General features: G+C 74.3%; 16 protein-coding genes. 4 read left to right on the top strand and 12 right to left on the bottom strand.

Translation table 11 applies throughout. From position 1 onward, the window contains the following. Position 1 precedes the first annotated feature (1 nt). The 7 genes from H5V45_RS11850 to H5V45_RS11820 form a co-directional block, all read right to left on the bottom strand. Positions 2–850 carry an ATP-binding cassette domain-containing protein gene (locus H5V45_RS11850; RefSeq protein ID WP_185253104.1) on the bottom strand — a complete coding sequence of 283 codons (849 nt, stop codon included), beginning with the start codon at positions 848–850 and terminating at the stop codon, positions 2–4. Further along, positions 847–1,809 carry an ABC transporter ATP-binding protein gene (locus H5V45_RS11845; RefSeq protein WP_221633991.1) on the bottom strand — a complete coding sequence of 321 codons (963 nt, stop codon included), beginning with the start codon at positions 1,807–1,809 and terminating at the stop codon, positions 847–849. Before H5V45_RS11845 ends, H5V45_RS11850 begins: the two co-directional genes overlap by 4 nt. Positions 1,810–1,936: 127 nt before the next feature. Then, positions 1,937–2,716: a DUF6885 family protein gene (locus H5V45_RS11840; RefSeq protein ID WP_185253103.1), complete on the bottom strand. Its 780-nt coding sequence runs from the start codon at positions 2,714–2,716 to the stop codon at positions 1,937–1,939. After that, complete coding sequence (locus H5V45_RS11835) at positions 2,704–4,077, bottom strand: type I glutamate--ammonia ligase (protein WP_185253102.1); 1,374 nt, start codon at positions 4,075–4,077, stop codon at positions 2,704–2,706. The genes H5V45_RS11840 and H5V45_RS11835 overlap by 13 nt, the downstream gene beginning before the upstream one ends. A 139-nt stretch (positions 4,078–4,216) precedes the next feature. Then, positions 4,217–4,423 carry a DUF4287 domain-containing protein gene (locus H5V45_RS11830; RefSeq protein WP_185253101.1) on the bottom strand — a complete coding sequence of 69 codons (207 nt, stop codon included), beginning with the start codon at positions 4,421–4,423 and terminating at the stop codon, positions 4,217–4,219. A gap of 4 nt (positions 4,424–4,427) precedes the next feature. Next, positions 4,428–4,724 carry a DUF1905 domain-containing protein gene (locus tag H5V45_RS11825; protein ID WP_185253100.1) on the bottom strand — a complete coding sequence of 99 codons (297 nt, stop codon included), beginning with the start codon at positions 4,722–4,724 and terminating at the stop codon, positions 4,428–4,430. 47 nt (positions 4,725–4,771) lie between these two features. Then, positions 4,772–5,788, bottom strand: coding sequence for an alcohol dehydrogenase (locus tag H5V45_RS11820; protein WP_185253099.1), 1,017 nt, complete (start codon positions 5,786–5,788; stop codon positions 4,772–4,774). A gap of 58 nt (positions 5,789–5,846) precedes the next feature. Between H5V45_RS11820 and H5V45_RS11815 the strand changes: the two genes are divergently transcribed. Then, positions 5,847–7,133 (top strand): MFS transporter, encoded by a 1,287-nt coding sequence (locus tag H5V45_RS11815; protein ID WP_343061536.1) that lies wholly within the window; start codon positions 5,847–5,849, stop codon positions 7,131–7,133. A 45-nt stretch (positions 7,134–7,178) separates the two neighbouring features. After that, on the top strand, positions 7,179–8,720 hold the full coding sequence (locus H5V45_RS11810) for an SDR family NAD(P)-dependent oxidoreductase (protein ID WP_185253098.1): 1,542 nt from the start codon (positions 7,179–7,181) through the stop codon (positions 8,718–8,720). Between the two features lie 101 nt (positions 8,721–8,821). Here the strand turns inward: H5V45_RS11810 and H5V45_RS11805 are convergent, their stop codons facing one another. Further along, positions 8,822–9,325, bottom strand: coding sequence for a mycothiol transferase (locus H5V45_RS11805; protein ID WP_185253097.1), 504 nt, complete (start codon positions 9,323–9,325; stop codon positions 8,822–8,824). 60 nt (positions 9,326–9,385) lie between these two features. Here H5V45_RS11805 and H5V45_RS11800 point away from each other — a divergent pair, with 60 nt between their 5' ends. Next, positions 9,386–10,375, top strand: a complete 990-nt coding sequence (locus H5V45_RS11800; RefSeq protein ID WP_185253096.1) for a TIGR03557 family F420-dependent LLM class oxidoreductase — start codon at positions 9,386–9,388, stop codon at positions 10,373–10,375. An 8-nt stretch (positions 10,376–10,383) separates the two neighbouring features. On the opposite strand, the gene H5V45_RS11795 is transcribed toward H5V45_RS11800, so the two are convergent. From H5V45_RS11795 to H5V45_RS11780, 4 genes are all read right to left on the bottom strand, one after another. Then, complete coding sequence (locus tag H5V45_RS11795; protein WP_185253095.1) at positions 10,384–11,298, bottom strand: pseudouridine-5'-phosphate glycosidase; 915 nt, start codon at positions 11,296–11,298, stop codon at positions 10,384–10,386. Then, positions 11,295–12,401, bottom strand: a complete 1,107-nt coding sequence (locus H5V45_RS11790) for a carbohydrate kinase (RefSeq protein WP_185253094.1) — start codon at positions 12,399–12,401, stop codon at positions 11,295–11,297. Before H5V45_RS11790 ends, H5V45_RS11795 begins: the two co-directional genes overlap by 4 nt. A gap of 67 nt (positions 12,402–12,468) precedes the next feature. Then, positions 12,469–13,701 (bottom strand): calcium-binding protein, encoded by a 1,233-nt coding sequence (locus H5V45_RS11785; RefSeq protein ID WP_185253093.1) that lies wholly within the window; start codon positions 13,699–13,701, stop codon positions 12,469–12,471. A gap of 77 nt (positions 13,702–13,778) precedes the next feature. Next, entirely contained in the window at positions 13,779–14,327 is a 549-nt protein-coding gene (locus tag H5V45_RS11780; RefSeq protein WP_343061535.1) for a CGNR zinc finger domain-containing protein, read from the bottom strand. A gap of 59 nt (positions 14,328–14,386) precedes the next feature. Between H5V45_RS11780 and H5V45_RS11775 the strand changes: the two genes are divergently transcribed. Next, positions 14,387–15,610: an MFS transporter gene (locus H5V45_RS11775; protein ID WP_343061534.1), complete on the top strand. Its 1,224-nt coding sequence runs from the start codon at positions 14,387–14,389 to the stop codon at positions 15,608–15,610. The last annotated feature ends 20 nt before the right edge of the window (positions 15,611–15,630 follow it).

Below are 15,630 nucleotides of genomic sequence, written 5' to 3'. Positions count from 1 at the left end.
CTCACTTCGGGTCGGGGCGACGGAAGGCGGCGTCGTCCTCGCTCAGGCGGTGGCGGGCCGGGGCGGGCGTGGGCTCGGGAGCGGGCTCGTCGGGGGCACGCTCTCCGGTGGCGGGGGCCGCCGCGGGCATGTCGTCGAAGTGCGGCGGGGCCGCCTCCTCGACCAGGCGCCGCTCGGGGTGCGCGAAGTGCTCGAAGTGCACCTCCTCGACGTGGTCGACCAGCCGGCCCTCGTCGATGACGTAGTGCGCGTCGCACGCGTCGGCCACCGCCGGGTCGTGGGTCGCGACGACGACGACCGCGCCGCGGTCGGCCTCCTTGCGCAGCTCGGCCAGCACCAGCCCGCGGTTGCCCTCGTCGAGCTCGCTGGTCGGCTCGTCGGCGAGCAGCACCCCGGCGCCGACGCAGAGCCCGCGGGCCAGGGCCACGCGCTGCATCTGCCCACCGGACAGCTCCTCGACCTGGCGGTCGCCGAGGTCGGCGATGTGGAAGCGGGCGAGCGCGGCCTCGGCGCGCTCGTCGGCCTCGGCGGGCTTGACGCCGCGGGCGCGCAGGGCGACCGAGACGTTCTCGCGGGCCGAGAGGATCGGGACCAGGCCGTAGACCTGCAGCACGAACGCGACCTCGGGCCGGGGGTCGCCGGTGCCCAGCCACATCGAGCCGTCGGCGTACGACGACGTGCCGCTGGTCGGCTCGATCAGCCCGCCCGCCACGGAGAGCAGCGTGGTCTTGCCGGAGCCGCTGGGGCCGGAGAGCGCGGTGAGCTCGCCCGCCTTGAAGTCCAGGGAGACGTCGTCGAGGAGGGTCCGGGACAGGACGTAGGTGATCCCGGACAGCCGGAGGTCGCTCACGCCGGGTCCTCCTGGGGGGCCGCGTGGCCCCGGGTGTCGGTGTCGGTGCCGCCGACTGCGGGGGTGCGCGCGCCGGGGCGGGAGACGACCAGCCGGTCCATCTCCTCGGGCTCGATCCGCACGAGCGTGCCCTGCGGCCACTGCTCGGCGAGGTGGGTCGGGAGGTGCACGACGCCCTCGGCGCCGATGACGACGTACTCCGCGCCGTCGCGGCCCTCCGCCCCGACCCGGCCGCCCTTCATCGTGACGGTGCGCGGGAAGGTCGCGGCCACCTCGGGCTGGTGCGTGACGACGACGATCGTGGTGTCGAGGTCGTCACCGAGGCCGTGGATGAGCTCGATGACGTGGTCGCGGTCCTCGTGGCTGAGCTGGCTGGTGGGCTCGTCGGCGAGCAGCAGCTGCGGGCCGGTCGAGACCGCGCAGGCGAGCGCGAGGCGCTGGCGCTGGCCGCCGGACATCGTCGAGACGACCTGGTCGACCTGGTCGGCGAGCCCGACCCGGCGGAGCAGGTCGACGTCGAGGACGGCGTTGCGGCGCTCGGCGCTGGTCATCGCGAGCCGCGCGAAGGCGATGTTCTGCCGGGCGGTGGCGTAGGGCAGCAGGTTGCGCGTCGAGCCCTGCAGCATCGTCGAGACCCGGCGGGAGCGGATCTTCGCGAGCGAGCGCTCCCCGAGCCGCGAGATCTCGTCGTCGCCGAGGAAGATCCGGCCGGCGCTGGGCTTCTGGATGCCGCCGAGCAGCGTCAGCAGGGTGGACTTGCCCGAGCCGCTGGGGCCGAGGAAGGCGACCCGCTCACCCGGCTCGATCGTGAGGTCGACGCCCTGCAGCGCGACGACGTCGTGGCCCTCGAAGGTGCGGTAGAGGTGCACGACGCCCTGGCAGCGGATGCCGATGCCACCGGGCCTGCCGAGCTCCCCGATGTCGTAGCGGACGTCCGAGCCCATCTCCACCGTCTGCACCGCCGTCTCCCCCTGTCCCCGCGTGGTCCGCAGCACAGGACACCGTACGTCGAGGGTCGGGGGCAATCACGCAGGGCTGTTCGTTAGGCGGTTGTGACCGTGCGCGTACCGGACGGTCGGGCCCCTGTCATGCCCGCCAGGGCGCCACGCGCAGCCCGGCGTCCTCGACGAGGGCGCGGGTCGCGGGCGCGTCGGCGGGCGCGACGAGGAGGAGGAGACCGCGTCCCGGCGGCGCGGCGAGGCCGGCGGCGAGCGCCCCCAGCGGGACCAGCCGGCAGCCGGGTGGCGCGCCGGGCTCGCCCAGCTCGCGGTAGGTGTCGGCGACCGCGACGTGGGTCGGTGCCCCCGGCGGACCGGCCGTGCCCCACAGCACCACGAAGTGCCCCACGTCCCACGTCGGCCCGCCCCCGGCACCGTCGCCCGCCGCCAGCGGGCCGGTCCGGACGTTGGCGACGACGCCGACGGCGTACGACGCCTCGTGGACTGCCCCGAGGAGGTCGCCCAGGGCGTCAGCCGTCCAGCCCGGCCCGGACGCGGGCACGGCGACCACCCGGTCCCCGGTCGCGGGACCGATCGCGCCCAGGAGGCCGGTCCCGTCGGTGCCGGAGTCCTCCGCGGACGCGGCGTGCGGCAGCACGTCCCACCCGGTGCGGTCGAGCGGGGCGCCGGCCGGGCGCCACGCCGCCACGTCGTGCGGCCAGATCGCCGTCCCCGCCAGCCGGGCGACCTCGACGACGTCGGGCGGGTCGGGGAGCACCGCGTGCAGGGCGGCGGCGGCCGCGAACGGCCCGCAGAGCTGGTCGGGCTGCGGCAGCCGTGCGGCCTGCGCGGCGAGCACCGCGTCGGCCCCGCGGAAGGGGCGCACGGCGCCCTGGTCCGAGGTCGCCGGGCCGGTCAGTAGAGCCACCTCAGCGACTCGACGATCTCCTCGGGCGTGTGGTCGAGCGCCCAGGCCGCGTCCGCGTCGCGGACCGCGACGAACGCACCGAGCAGCTCCTCGCCCAGCACCCCGCGCACCAGGTCGCTGGCCAGCAGGTGCGCCCGCTGCTCCTCGTGGGTGGTCGCGAGCAGCGCGATGCCGGCCGCGTCGAGCCGCTCCGCGTCCCAGGTGCCGACGTCCTCCTGGATCGGCTCGGGGGGCTCGGCGCCGTCGGCGATCCCCCGCAGCCCGGCGGCGATGACGACAGCAAGGGCGAGGTAGGGGTTCGCCGACGCGTCGCTGGCCTTGAGCTCGACGTTGGTGTGCCCGGCGCCCAGCAGGTCCGAGGACGGGACCAGCCGCAGCACGGCCTCGCGGTTCTCGACGCCCCAGAAGCCGTAGGCCCCGGCCCAGTACCCCGGCCGGCGACGCACCAGCGACCCGGTGCTCGGCGCGGTGACGCCGACCAGCCCGGGCAGCTCGCGCAGCAGGCCGGCGAGGTAGCCGCGCCCGACGTCCGACAGCCCGTGCGGGCCGTCCCCGGTGAGGGCGTTGGCGCCGTCGCGGGTCAGCGAGGTGTGCAGGTGCCAGCCGTTGCCGACGCCCTCGACGGTCGCGACCGGCGCGAAGCTGACGCGCAGGCCGTGGCGGCGGGCGGCGGCGTGGATGGTCTGCCGGGCCAGCACCTGGGCGTCGCAGGCGGCCAGCGCGTCGAGCGGGCTGAGCGCGATCTCGAGCTGCGCGGCGCCGTACTCCGCGTGCAGCTGCCCGATCGACAGGCCGTTCGCCGCGAGGTCCACGAGCAGCTGGCGGGCGAACTCGTCGACGTCGCGCAGCGCGTTGGCGGAGTACGCCGGCCCGCGGTGCGCCGCGGTCGCCCCGTCGTCGTCGCGGGCGACGTACATCTCGATCTCGAAGCCGGCCCGCACCTCGAAGCCGGCCTCGGCGGCGCGGCGGACCTGGCGCTCGAGGACGTCGCGCGGCTCGTAGGGCCAGGGATCGCCGTCCGCGGTGCGCAGCCGCGCGGGCACCCACGCGAAGCCGGGCTGCCCGGCGAGCGGCACGATGCTGCGCGGCCCGTCGACGACCGGGATCAGCCGGAGGTCGCCGGCCGGTGTGGACAGGCCGTCGTGGGCGAACGTGATGCCGTCGTGGGAGTCGAACACCGACACCGCGGTCGTGGCCCCCACCCCGCGCCGCGCCACCGCCGGCAGCTCGGCCAGCGGCACCGTCCGCGCCCGCACGATCCCGTTGTTGTCGACCCACCCGAGCGTGACCCCGACGACGTCCTGCGCGTCGAGCAGGGCGACCAGGTCGCGGACGTCGGGGCCGGTCTCGTCATCCACCATGGGCCGAAACTACTCGGGACCGGGCGGCCGCCGCCGCTGTAACGCGGTGTCCACGTCACTGGTGCGGTGCTGCAGCGCCCATTCCGCTACGTGGACACCGCGTTACAGCGGACGCGGGCGGACGGCGACGCCGGCATCCTCACTCCGCCCGGGCGTGGGCGACCAGCGCGTTGGCGTGCCCGTGGCCGAGGCCGTGCTCGGCCTTGAGCCAGGTCACGACCTGCCCGTGCTTCTCGCCGGCGGCGAGCCGCGGCCGGACCAGGGCCAGCCAGTGCTCGACGGGGTGGCCGTAGTTCTTCTCGATCGAGGGGAAGTACGACGCGGGGCCCTTCACCTGCTCGGCCACGGCCTCAGCCCAGCCGCTCGGTGAGGTGCACGGTCACGGTGTCGCCGGCCTGCTTGCCGATCCGCTCGCGCAGGTCGGCGCGGACGGGCAGCTTGTGGCGGCCGTCGCCGAGCGCCATGAACGAGCTGCGCAGGCCGGCCCCGTCGACGGTGCCGCGCACCTTGACGAGGCCGCGGGTGCCGAAGAAGTCGGCGGACCCGGGCCAGACGACGTACGTCCAGCCGGCCTTGTTCGGACTCAGGAGCAGCTCGGCGTCGAAGGTGACGTCGAGGGGCCCCGCCTTGCTCGCGGTCGTGGTCATGCAGGTACGACCGGCGGGGCGCCCCGAAGTCATCGGTCCGGGGCAGGTCAGGAGGTGGTGATGACCATCCGGAAGCGCGCGTCGCCGGCCATCATCTTGTCGTACGCCGCCTGGGCGTCCTCCAGCTTCACGGTCTCGATGCGCGGCTTCACGCCGGCCCGGGCGCTGAAGGCCAGCGTGTCCTCGGAGTCCATCGAGGTGCCCGACGCGTGGCCGGCGACCTCGAGGTTGCCGCCGATGACGGCGCCGGGGACGACGGGCATCGGGTCCATCGACGCGCCCACGATGACGAGGCGGCCGCGCGGGGCGAGCCCGCCGATCGTGGCGGCCATCGCCTCGGCGTTCGTGACCGTGGCGAGCACGACGTCCGCGCCGCCGAGCTTCTGCAGCTCCTCGGCCACGTCGCTGCTCGTGCTGTCGATGTAGGTGTCGGCGCCGAGCTCGCGGGCCAGCTGCTCCTTGTCGGTGCCACGGGCGATCGCGACGGTGTGGAAGCCCAGCTTGGCGGCGTACTGCACCGCGAGGTGGCCGAGCCCGCCCACGCCGAGGATCGCCGCGACGCCGCCGGCGCGGGCACCGCTCTCGCGCAGGGCGTTGAACGTCGTGATGCCGGCGCACATGAGCGGGGCCGCGTCCTCGAAGGACAGCTCGTCCGGGAGCGAGGCGGCCGCCGCGGCGGGGACGACCACGTAGTCGGCGTACCCGCCGTCGAAGGTGACGCCCGGGATCCCCATGTTCTCGCACTGGATGAGGTAGCCGCGGCGGCACGGCTCGCAGTGGTTGCAGTTGCCGCCGAACCAGCCGACGCCCACGCGCTGGCCGGCCTGCCACCAGTCGACGCCGTCGCCGACGGTCTCGACGGTGCCCGCGATCTCGTGGCCGGGAACGACGGGGAAGGTGACACCGGGGTAGCCGCCGGTGACGGCGAACGCGTCGGAGTGGCAGACGCCGCAGGCCTCGACCTTGATCAGGAGCTCGCCGGCGCCGGGCGTCGGGACCTCTCGCTCGACGAGCTCGAGGGCGGCGTTCGCCTCGCTGACCTGGACTGCGCGCATGGTGGCCATGGGGTTCCTCTCGGTAGGGGGTGCATCTCGGGGGACGGGGCGGGCGTAGGTTCGACCCGTGCAGGGGATCCGGGGGCTGGTCGCGGACACGCGCCCCCTGAGGAACGACCACTTCCGCCGGCTCTGGCTGGCCAACATCGTCACCGTCATCGGTGCTCAGCTGACCGTGGTCGCCGTACCCGCCCAGATCTACAGCGAAACTGGCTCGTCGGCGTACGTCGGCCTCACCGGCCTCTTCGGCCTGGTGCCGCTGATCGTCTTCGGGCTGTACGGCGGCGCGCTGGCCGACGCCTTCGACCGCCGGACGATCCTGATCGTCACCACGAGCGGGCTGATCGCCACGAGTGCGGCGTTCTGGGTGCAGGCCGCGCTCGGCATCGGCAACGTGTGGCTGCTGCTGTGCCTCTTCGCGGTGCAGCAGGCGTTCTTCGGGGTGAACCAGCCGACCCGGAGCGCGATCCTGCCGAAGATCGTCGAGCCCGAGCTGCTGCCGGCCGCGGTCTCGCTCAACATCACCGTCATGCAGGCCGGCGCCATCGCCGGCCCGCTCGTCGGCGGGGTGCTGATCCCGGTCATCGGCTTCTCGTGGCTCTACCTGGTCGACTCGATCACGCTGTTCGCGACGCTGTCGGCCGTCGTGCGCCTGCCGCGGCTGACGATCGAGGGCGTGGTCGCCGCGACCCCGGGCCTGCGCTCGGTGATCGAGGGGTTGTCCTACCTGCGCGGTCACCCGGTGCTGCTGATGTCCTTCGTCGTCGACCTGATCGCGATGGTCTTCGGCATGCCGCGGGCGCTGTTCCCCGAGATCGCCCACCTCGGCTTCGACGGCCCGTCGGGCGGCGGCCTCGCCTTCGCGCTGCTCTTCGCGGCGATCCCGGCCGGCGCCGTCATCGGCGGGGTGTTCTCCGGGTGGGTGTCGCGGGTCGAGCTGCAGGGCCGGGCCGTGATCGTCTGCATCCTGCTGTGGGGCGCCTCGATGATCGGCTTCGGCGTGGCGGTCGGGCTGGCCGACCGGTGGCGCACGCCGATGCTCGTCGTCGCGGTCCTGATGCTGGTGCTGGGCGGCGCCGCCGACATGGCCTCCTCGGCCTTCCGCAACTCCATGCTGATGACCGCCGCGACCGACGCGGTCCGCGGGCGCCTGCAGGGCGTCTTCATCGTGGTCGTCGCCGGCGGACCCCGGATCGCGGACGTGGCGCACGGCGCCTCGGCCGCGGTCGTCGGCACCGCGGCGGCCGCCGCGGGCGGTGGCGTGCTCGTCGTCGTCGGGACGGTCGTCGCGGCGCTCGCCGTCCCCTCCTTCGTGCGGTACCGCCTCACCCGGCCCGTCCCCGACGCCGCCTGACCCGCCGAAGCGGGCGCCCGGCGCCGCCGCACCTAGAGTTGACCGGTGACTTCCGGCGACGACCCCCTCGACCCGACCCTCGCGCAGGCGGCCGGGATCGACCCCGAGGAGCTGGCGACCGCGGTGCGGGTGCTGCAGCAGCTGCACCACCTGCCCGACGACCACCCGGACATCGCGACGATCAAGCACGCGGCCTCGCACATGTACAAGGCGCTCAAGCGCGAGCGCCGGACCCGCAAGCGCGAGGCCGAGCTGGCCGCGGACCGCGCCGTCACCGAGGCCACCGCCACCGGCTCGCCGCTGCGCATCGACGACGAGACCCAGGGCATCCCGCTGGTGTCCTCGACCAAGGGCGCTTTCGCGGGTGAGCTGATCAACCCGCGCGGCTGCTACATCTGCAAGAACGACTACACGCTGGTCGACGCCTTCTACCACTGGCTGTGCCCCACCTGCGCCGCGATGTCGCACGCGAAGCGCGACCAGGGCACCGACCTCACCGGGCGCCGCGCGCTGCTGACCGGCGGCCGCGCCAAGATCGGCATGTACATCGCGCTCCGGTTGCTCCGCGACGGCGCCCACCTCACCATCACGACCCGCTTCCCGAAGGACGCCGTACGCCGCTTCTCGGCGCTCGAGGACAGCGCGGACTGGATCGACCGGCTCGTGGTCGTCGGCATCGACCTGCGCGACCCGACCCAGGTCGTCTCGCTGGCCGACGAGGTGGCCGCGGCCGGTCCGCTCGACATCCTCATCAACAACGCGGCGCAGACCGTGCGCCGCTCGCCGGGCTCCTACAGCCGCCTGGTCGAGATGGAGTCGGCGCCGCTGCCGACCGGGATCGCGCTGCCCGAGATGATCGCCTTCGACCGGATCAGCGACGCGCACCCCGCCGCCATCGCGGGCACGCTGCGGCGCGACGCGGTCGCCCACCACGACGGCCAGTCCGAGGCCGACGCCGTCGCCGCGCACAACGCCGCGACGATGACCGCGCTCGCGCTCAAGGCCGGCAGCGCCAGCCTCGCCGCGCACCTCGACGGGACCGCGGTCGACGCGGGCGGGCTGCTGCCCGACCTGCAGACCGAGAACTCCTGGACCCAGAAGGTCGAAGACGTCGACCCGCTCGAGCTGCTCGAGGTCCAGCTCTGCAACGCGACCGCGCCGTTCCTGCTGATCTCGCGGCTGCGCCCGGCGATGCGCGCCGCGGTGCAGGCGGGCGGCGGGGCCGGTGGTGGTCGGGTCGCGCACGTGGTCAACGTGTCGGCGATGGAGGGGCAGTTCTCCCGGCAGTACAAGGGCCCGGGCCACCCCCACACCAACATGGCCAAGGCCTCGCTCAACATGCTGACCCGCACCAGCGCCGGCGAGATGTGGGAGACCGACCGGATCCTGATGAACGCCGTCGACACCGGCTGGATCACCGACGAGCGCCCGCACCAGGAGAAGCTGCGGATCGCCGCCGAGGGCTGGCACGCCCCCCTCGACCTGGTCGACGGCGCGGCCCGCGTCTACGACCCGATCGTCCGCGGCGAGGCCGGCGAGCCGCTGCACGGGCACTTCCTCAAGGACTTCCAGCCCAGTCCGTGGTGATCCCGGGCGGCGCGCCACGGCGCTTGTAACGCCCGGTTATCGCATCTGGGGACCCGTTCGAACCGGTCCCCAGACCCCATAACCGGGCGTTACAAGCCCGGTCACGCCCCGAGCAGCCCCCGCACGTACGCCGCCTGGCCGAGGTGCTGGGCGTCGTCGTTGACCACCGAGACCAGGCGGGCGCCGAGGGTGACCGGCGGGTCCCAGCGCTCGTCGACGATCCGGTCGAGGTCGGCCTCCGACAGCCCGGCGAGGTGGGCGACGGTGCGAGCGTGCACCGCGGAGAGGTACGCCGCCAGCAGGTCGGCCCCGGCCCGCACCCGCCCCACGTCGTCGGAGGAGTGTCCGTAGCCGATGTCGCCCGCCTCGAACGGCAGGTCGAACCGCTCCCGGAAGCCCTCGTCGGTCCACACCTGCCCGGTGCCGGCCACGTCGGCGACGTGGTCGTCCTGCACGCGGGCGAGGTGCCAGACCAGCCAGGCGATGGAATTCGCGTCCGGGCTCGGTCGGTGGGCCAGCTGGTCGTCGTCGAGGTCCGCGACGACCGCCCGCCCTCCCTCCACGATCCGCTCGAACGCGTCGGTCAGGAGCTCGGCAGGAGTCATGGATCCACCGTAGGTCGGGTACGCACACCACACGATCCCCGACCGCACCAGAGGACTCCCGTGACGAACTTCGGCTACACCCTGATGACCGAGCAGAGCGGCCCGCGCGAGCTGGTGGCCTACGCCACCGCGGCCGAGGAGGCCGGCTTCGACTTCGAGGTGATGAGCGACCACTACTCCCCCTGGCTCACCGAGCAGGGGCACGCGCCGTACGCCTGGTCCGTGCTCGGGGCGGTCGCGCACGCCACCTCGCGGGTGGACCTGATGACGTACATCACCTGCCCGAGCATCCGCTACCACCCGGCCGTCGTCGCGCAGAAGGCCGCGACCGTCCAGCTGCTCGCCGAGGGACGCTTCACCCTCGGGCTCGGCAGCGGCGAGAACCTCAACGAGCACGTCGTCGGACAGGGCTGGCCGTCCGTCGACGCCCGGCAGGACATGCTCGTCGAGGCGATCGAGATCATCCGCGAGCTGCACACCGGCGAGCTCGTCACCTTCCGCGGCGACCACTTCGACGTCGACTCGGCGCGGATCTGGGACTGCCCCGACGGCGGGGTGCCGCTGGCCGTCGCCGTCGCCGGACCCAAGGGCGTCGGCCGGTTCGCGCCGCTCGGCGACCACCTGATCGCGGTGGAGCCGGAGGCCGACCTGATCGAGGCCTGGAACGCCGCCGACGGCGCGCGGACGATCGGGCCGGACAGCGCCCGGGCCATCGGGCAGATCCCGATCTGCTGGGACCCGGACGAGGAGACCGCCGTACGCCGCGCGCACGAGCAGTTCCGCTGGTTCGCCGGCGGGTGGAAGGTGAACGCAGACCTGCCCACCCCGGCGGGCTTCGCCGGCGCCACCCAGTTCGTCCGCCCGGCGGACGTCGCCGACAACATCCCGTGTGGGCCCGACCTGGACGCGATCGTCGAGGCCGTGTCCGCGTTCTGGGAGGCCGGCTTCACCGACATCGCCCTCGTCCAGGTGGGCGACGACGGGCAGGACGCCTTCCTGCGCGAGGCGGCCGGGCCGCTGCTCGAGAAGCTGCGCGCCGCGGCCGGCTGAGCGGCCGGTCAGCCGGCGGCGTACTCCCGCGCGATCGCGGCGCCGAGCCGGGCGTTGCTGCGCACCAGCGCGATGTTCGCGGTCAGGCTGGCGCCGTCGGAGATCTCGACGATGCGGCCGAGGAGGTACGGCGTCGCGTCCTTGCCGTGGATGCCCAGCGCGTCCATGTCGGCCAGCGCGCGGTCGATGAGGGCGCCGATCTCGGCCGCGGGGATCTCGTCCTCGACGGGGATCGGGTTCGCGACCACGACCCCGCCGGAGATGCCCAGGGCCCACTTGGCCCGCATCAGCGCCGCGACCTCGGCCGCGGTGTCGAGGCGCATCGGCGAGGCGTGCCCGCTGCTGCGGGAGTAGAACGACGGGAACTCGTCGGTGCCCAGCCCGACGACGGGGACGCCGAGGGTCTCGAGCCGCTCGAGGGTCAGACCGATGTCGAGGATGCTCTTCACGCCGGCCGACACGACCGCGACGTCGGTGCTGCCGAGCTCGGTCAGGTCGGCGCTCTCGTCGAAGCTCTGCGCGGCGCCGCGGTGCACCCCGCCCAGACCACCGGTGACGAAGGTGCGGATGCCTGCCAGCGCGGCGAGCCGCATCGTCGCCGCGACGGTCGTCGCGCCGTGGACGCCGCGCGCCACGACGTACGGCAGGTCGCGGACGCTGACCTTGAGCACGTCGGGGTGGCTCGCGAGCAGCTCGAGGTCGTCGCCGGTCAGCCCGATCCGCGGCCGGCCGTCGAGCACCGCGATGGTGGCCGGCACGGCGCCGTGCTCGCGGATGATGCCCTCGACCTCGAGCGCCATGGCGACGTTCTGGGGGTAGGGCATGCCGTGGCTGATGATCGTGCTCTCCAGCGCGACCACGGGGGCGCCGTCGGCGAGCGCCTGGGCCACCTCGTCGGTGACGGTGAGCAGGGGGTGGGTCATGGGGCTTCCTTCAGTCGGGTGCGCACGAGGCGGTCGGTCAGGTCCGGCCGGACGGTGTGGGTGCTGGCGATGGTGAGGGCGGCGGCGGCATGGGCGTACGCCGCGGCGGCGGCCGGATCGTCACCGGCGAGGATCCCGTGGCAGAACGCCGCGAGCAGCGCGTCACCGGCCCCGGTGACGTCGACGACGTCGGCGGGCACCGCGGCCAGGGCGACCTCGCCGTCGGGACTGCTGAGGAGCGAACCGCGGGCACCGAGGCGCACCCACACGTGGGTGACGCCCCGGTCGTGGAGCTGCCGCGCCGCCGCGCGGACCTGCCGGTCGGTGCCGACCCGGAGGCCGGTCAGCGCGGCCAGCTCGTCGCGGTTGGGGGTGATGGCGAACAGCGGGCGGGACGCCTCGACGAGGTGCGCGGCGGCCGCGGCCTTGGGCACGCTGACCGGCTCGAGGACGGTGCGCACACCCGCCGCGGCAGCCAGCTCGACCGCGAAGGCGAGGGTGTCGGGCGCGAGGTTGCCGTCGAGGACGAGCAGACCGGCCGTGGTGACCAGGTCCCGCGCGGCGTTCACCCGGTCCGGGCCCAGCTCGTCGGTCGCGGTCATGTCGGCCACCGCCACGACCAGCTCCCCCGTCGCGTCGAGGACCGCGGTGTAGGTGCCGGTCGCCCGCGCGCTCCGGCGTACGTGCTCGACGTGCACGCCGGCGGCCGAGGTCGCCGCGAGCACCTGGTCACCGAGGGCGTCGCTGCCGATGGCCGCGACGAGGTGGGTGCGGGTGCCGAGGCGGGCGAGGTTCTCCGCGATGTTGCGGCCCACCCCGCCCGGCGCCATCGACCCGGTGCCCGGGTTGCTGGTGGCCACGACCGCGGTGCGGGTGCTGCGCGCCTTGACGTCCATGTTGGCGCCGCCGATGACGACCACGGCGGGCGCCTCGCTCAGGACGTAGCCCCGGCCGAGGATCACGCCCTTCTTGCCCAGGTTGGACAGGTGGACGTTGACCGCCTGCCGCGTGGTGCCGAGCGCGTCAGCGATCGCCTCGGACCCGATGAGCGGGTCGCGGCGCAGCAGCGCGACGATCTCCTGCTCGCGGTCCGTGAGGCTCATGCTTGTCAGCATAAAGGTGCTTTGTCATGACAAGCAACTAGTGATCGCACCCGGAGGCGCGCGGAAACTAGCGCTCGCACTCCGTGGCACGCCGGCCGGTCGACGGCCGCCGGCACAGGTCGTTGCCCGGCCCGCCCACGATGACGTTCACCCCAGCGCCACCGTCGAGGTCGTCGTCCCCGCCCCGGCCCTCGACAAGGTCGCGACCTCCACGTCCTCGGACGACGTCCTCGCCCCCTCCCCCGACGAGGTGGTTGCGCGCGGCGTCACCTCGGATCACGTCGTTGGAGGTCGTCCCGGTCACGTCCTCGATCGACGTGAAGCGGATGTCGTCCTGCTGGTACCTCGCCACCCCGATCGACAGGTCGATGTGCACGGCCGCACCGCTGGAGTGGTCGATCCTCGCCGAGTCGAAGCTCAGCCGGTCACGACCGCCACCGCCGCGGACCGTCGCCGTGCCCTCCGCGGTGTAGAACGTGTTGGCGTGGCGGTCCCCGACCAGCACGTCGTTCCCGTCACCCGTGTAGACGTCCTCCACGCGCAGGAGCCGGTCGCGGCCGAAGTGCCGACCTCCACCCACTCCGCGCTGCAGGTCCACCCGGATCGGCTCACGATGGCTGGAGGAGCTGTAGCGCGACTGGATGGCTTGGTACTCCGCCACGTCACGCCCGGGACCACCGTCCAGGCGGTCGTCACCTTGGTCGCCGACCAGGACGTCGTCACCCCCCGCACCGCGGAGGGTGTCGTCGCCGGCCCCGCCCTCCACCTGGTCGTCGCCCGTGCCACCGACGACCCGACCCGCCCCGGGCCCCTCCCGCAGGTAGTCCGGTCCCGCCTCCCCGAGCAGCCGGTCCCTCCCGTCCCCGCCGTCCAGGCCGTCCCGCGACAGCCCGCCCCTCAGAACGTCGTTCCCGTCGTCGCCGACCAGCACGTCCTCCCCCGGACCGCCGAGCAACAGGTCATCGCCCGGCCCGCCCTCGAGCGTCTCGACGATCGGCCCGTCGGGCCCCTGGTCCGTGGGGTTCGGGCCGCCGCAGATCACGTCGTCGCCACCGCCGCCCCGGATCGAGTCGAGCCCGCCCAGGCCGACGATCACGTCCCGGTGCCGCGTGCCCTCGAGGACGTCCGGGCCCGAGGTCCCCACGATGGTGGCGCGCAGGCCGTGGCAGCGGGGGGCGTCCGCGGCGACGGTCGTCGCTCGGGCCGTTCCGCCGGGTGTGAGCGCGAGGCCACCACCGAGCAGCAACGCCAGGACCGCCATGGCCAGGGGGACAGGGATGGTGGGCGTGGTCGTAGGCATCAGGGGGCTCTCCTCGCGCGAATGGACGGGCGTTCGGGAGTCCGATGCCGCAAGACCCGGATCGGTTCGCGGCGGCCTCAGCGGCGTGCGCGGTACGCCGCCGTCTTGGTGCGGTTCTGGCAGGCGGTCGAGCAGAAGCGCCGGCCGGCGTTGCGCGACAGGTCCACGAACACGCGGTCGCAGCGCTCGGCGCCGCAGACACCCAGCCGGCCCGCCAGGTCGGAGCCGACCGCGAGCGCGAGGCCGGCCGTGCAGCCGGCCGCCCACCCGACCGCGAGGCTGTCGTCCGACCCGTGGAAGTGCACGTGCCAGCCGCCTCCCTCCGGGAGCGGGTCGAGCTGCGGTCGCGCGCCCGTCGCCGCCAGCGCCGTGTTCAGCAGCACGACCGCGGACGCGACGTCGTCCTCGTGTACGGCCTCGAAGACCGCCCGGAACGACGCGGCGTGACCGGCCAGCGCGTCGGCCTCGGCAGGGCTCACCCGGGGCGTCCGACGACCGTCGCCCCCGAGGGCCTCGGCCGTCCCCGTCACCCGAGCCGCTCCCTGCGGCGCCGCGACCTCCTGGCCCGCGGACCAGCCGGACGTCAGGTGGTTGACCAGCCGGGCCGCCACCTCCACCAGCGTCACCACGTGACTGTCGAATGCCACTTGACCAGTCACCACCCATCTCCCTAGAGTTCCCGTCCGTGACCACCAACCTAGCCGACACCAGTGACACCCGAGGCACGACGTCGTGGCGGCGACTGCCCGCCGTCGTCTGGGCCCTGGTGCTCGCCCGTGCGGTGAACCGGCTCGGCGCCCTCACGCTGCCGTTCCTGGCGGTCGTCCTCGTGGGGTCGTACGACGCGTCCGTCGCGACGGCGGGCTACCTCCTGGCCGGCTTCGGGCTCGCGACGATCCCGTCGCGGCTGTTCGGCGGGCGGCTCTCGGACCGGATCGGCACCCGGGCCACGATCCTGGTCGGCCTGGTCGGGACGGCCGCCGCCCAGCTCGGCGTCGCGCTCGCCGGGTCCCTCGTGCAAGCGGCCGTCGCGGTGGTGCTGCTGGGGCTGGCCTTCGAGATCTACGAGCCACCCAGCCAGGCGATCATCGCCGACGTCACCCTCCCCGAGCAGCGGGCGGTCGCCTTCTCGCTGCTCGGCGCGGCCATGGCCGGCGCGGGCATGGGCGCCGGGCTCCTGGCCGCCGCGCTCGCTGGCCTCGACCTGCGCTGGCTGCTGGTCGCCGACGCCGCGAGCTGCCTGGCCTGCGCCGCGGTCGTCGCCGCACTGCTCCCGGGCGGCCGCCCGGCGCCACCCGAGCAGACGGACGACCCCGGACGGGAGTCTGCCGGCGTACGCCCCTGGTCCGACCGCCGCCTGCTCCTCCTGCTCGGCACCGGCACGGTCTTCGCCGTGGTCTACCTGCAGGTGACGATCGCGCTGCCGCTGACCCTGACCGGCCGCGGCCTGCCGGCGTCCACGCTCGGGCTGCTCCTCACCCTCGGGGCGGCCACGATGGTGCTCGGCCAGCCCCTGCTACGGCTCCCCCACCTGCGCCGGCTCGACGACTTCCGGGCGATGACGCTCGGCTACCTCGTCCTGGCCGCCGGGCTGCTGCTCACCGGCCTCGTCACCAGCCGCGCGGGGTTCGCCGTCGCGACCCTCCTCACCGCGCTGGGCGACCTGGTGCTGCTCGGCCGGGCGTACGCCGTGGTGGTCGACGTGTCGCCGGCCCACGCCCGGGGCCGCTACCTGGCGGTGTACGGCACCAGCTGGGGTCTCGCCGCGATCGTGGCGCCGCTGCTCGGCACCCAGCTCTTGGTGCACGGTGGCCCGGTCCTGACCTGGACCGTCGTCGCGGCGCTCTGCCTGGTGCTGGCCGCGGCCCAACCGGCGATCCGGCGACGCCTGCTCGCCCCGTGTGCCTGAGGACGCGCCCCGGCGCGTCG

Origin of the sequence: Nocardioides luti (genome assembly GCF_014212315.1) — a bacterium.
Classification (GTDB): Bacteria; Actinomycetota; Actinomycetes; order Propionibacteriales; family Nocardioidaceae; genus Nocardioides; species Nocardioides luti.
The sequence above is the reverse complement of the archived record's forward strand: the minus strand, read 5'-3'. Positions and strand labels throughout refer to the sequence as shown.

What these genes read in the sequence shown, in the direction of transcription:
- H5V45_RS11835 (WP_185253102.1), bottom strand. Translation starts at nt 4,077, where the DNA reads ATGGTGGATGACGAGACCGGCCCCGACGTCCGCGACCTGGTCGCCCTG.
- H5V45_RS11825 (WP_185253100.1), bottom strand. Translation starts at nt 4,724, where the DNA reads ATGACCACGACCGCGAGCAAGGCGGGGCCCCTCGACGTCACCTTCGAC.
- H5V45_RS11820 (WP_185253099.1), bottom strand. Translation starts at nt 5,788, where the DNA reads ATGGCCACCATGCGCGCAGTCCAGGTCAGCGAGGCGAACGCCGCCCTC.
- H5V45_RS11805 (WP_185253097.1), bottom strand. Translation starts at nt 9,325, where the DNA reads ATGACTCCTGCCGAGCTCCTGACCGACGCGTTCGAGCGGATCGTGGAG.
- H5V45_RS11795 (WP_185253095.1), bottom strand. Translation starts at nt 11,298, where the DNA reads ATGACCCACCCCCTGCTCACCGTCACCGACGAGGTGGCCCAGGCGCTC.
- H5V45_RS11790 (WP_185253094.1), bottom strand. Translation starts at nt 12,401, where the DNA reads ATGAGCCTCACGGACCGCGAGCAGGAGATCGTCGCGCTGCTGCGCCGC.
- H5V45_RS11785 (WP_185253093.1), bottom strand. Translation starts at nt 13,701, where the DNA reads ATGCCTACGACCACGCCCACCATCCCTGTCCCCCTGGCCATGGCGGTC.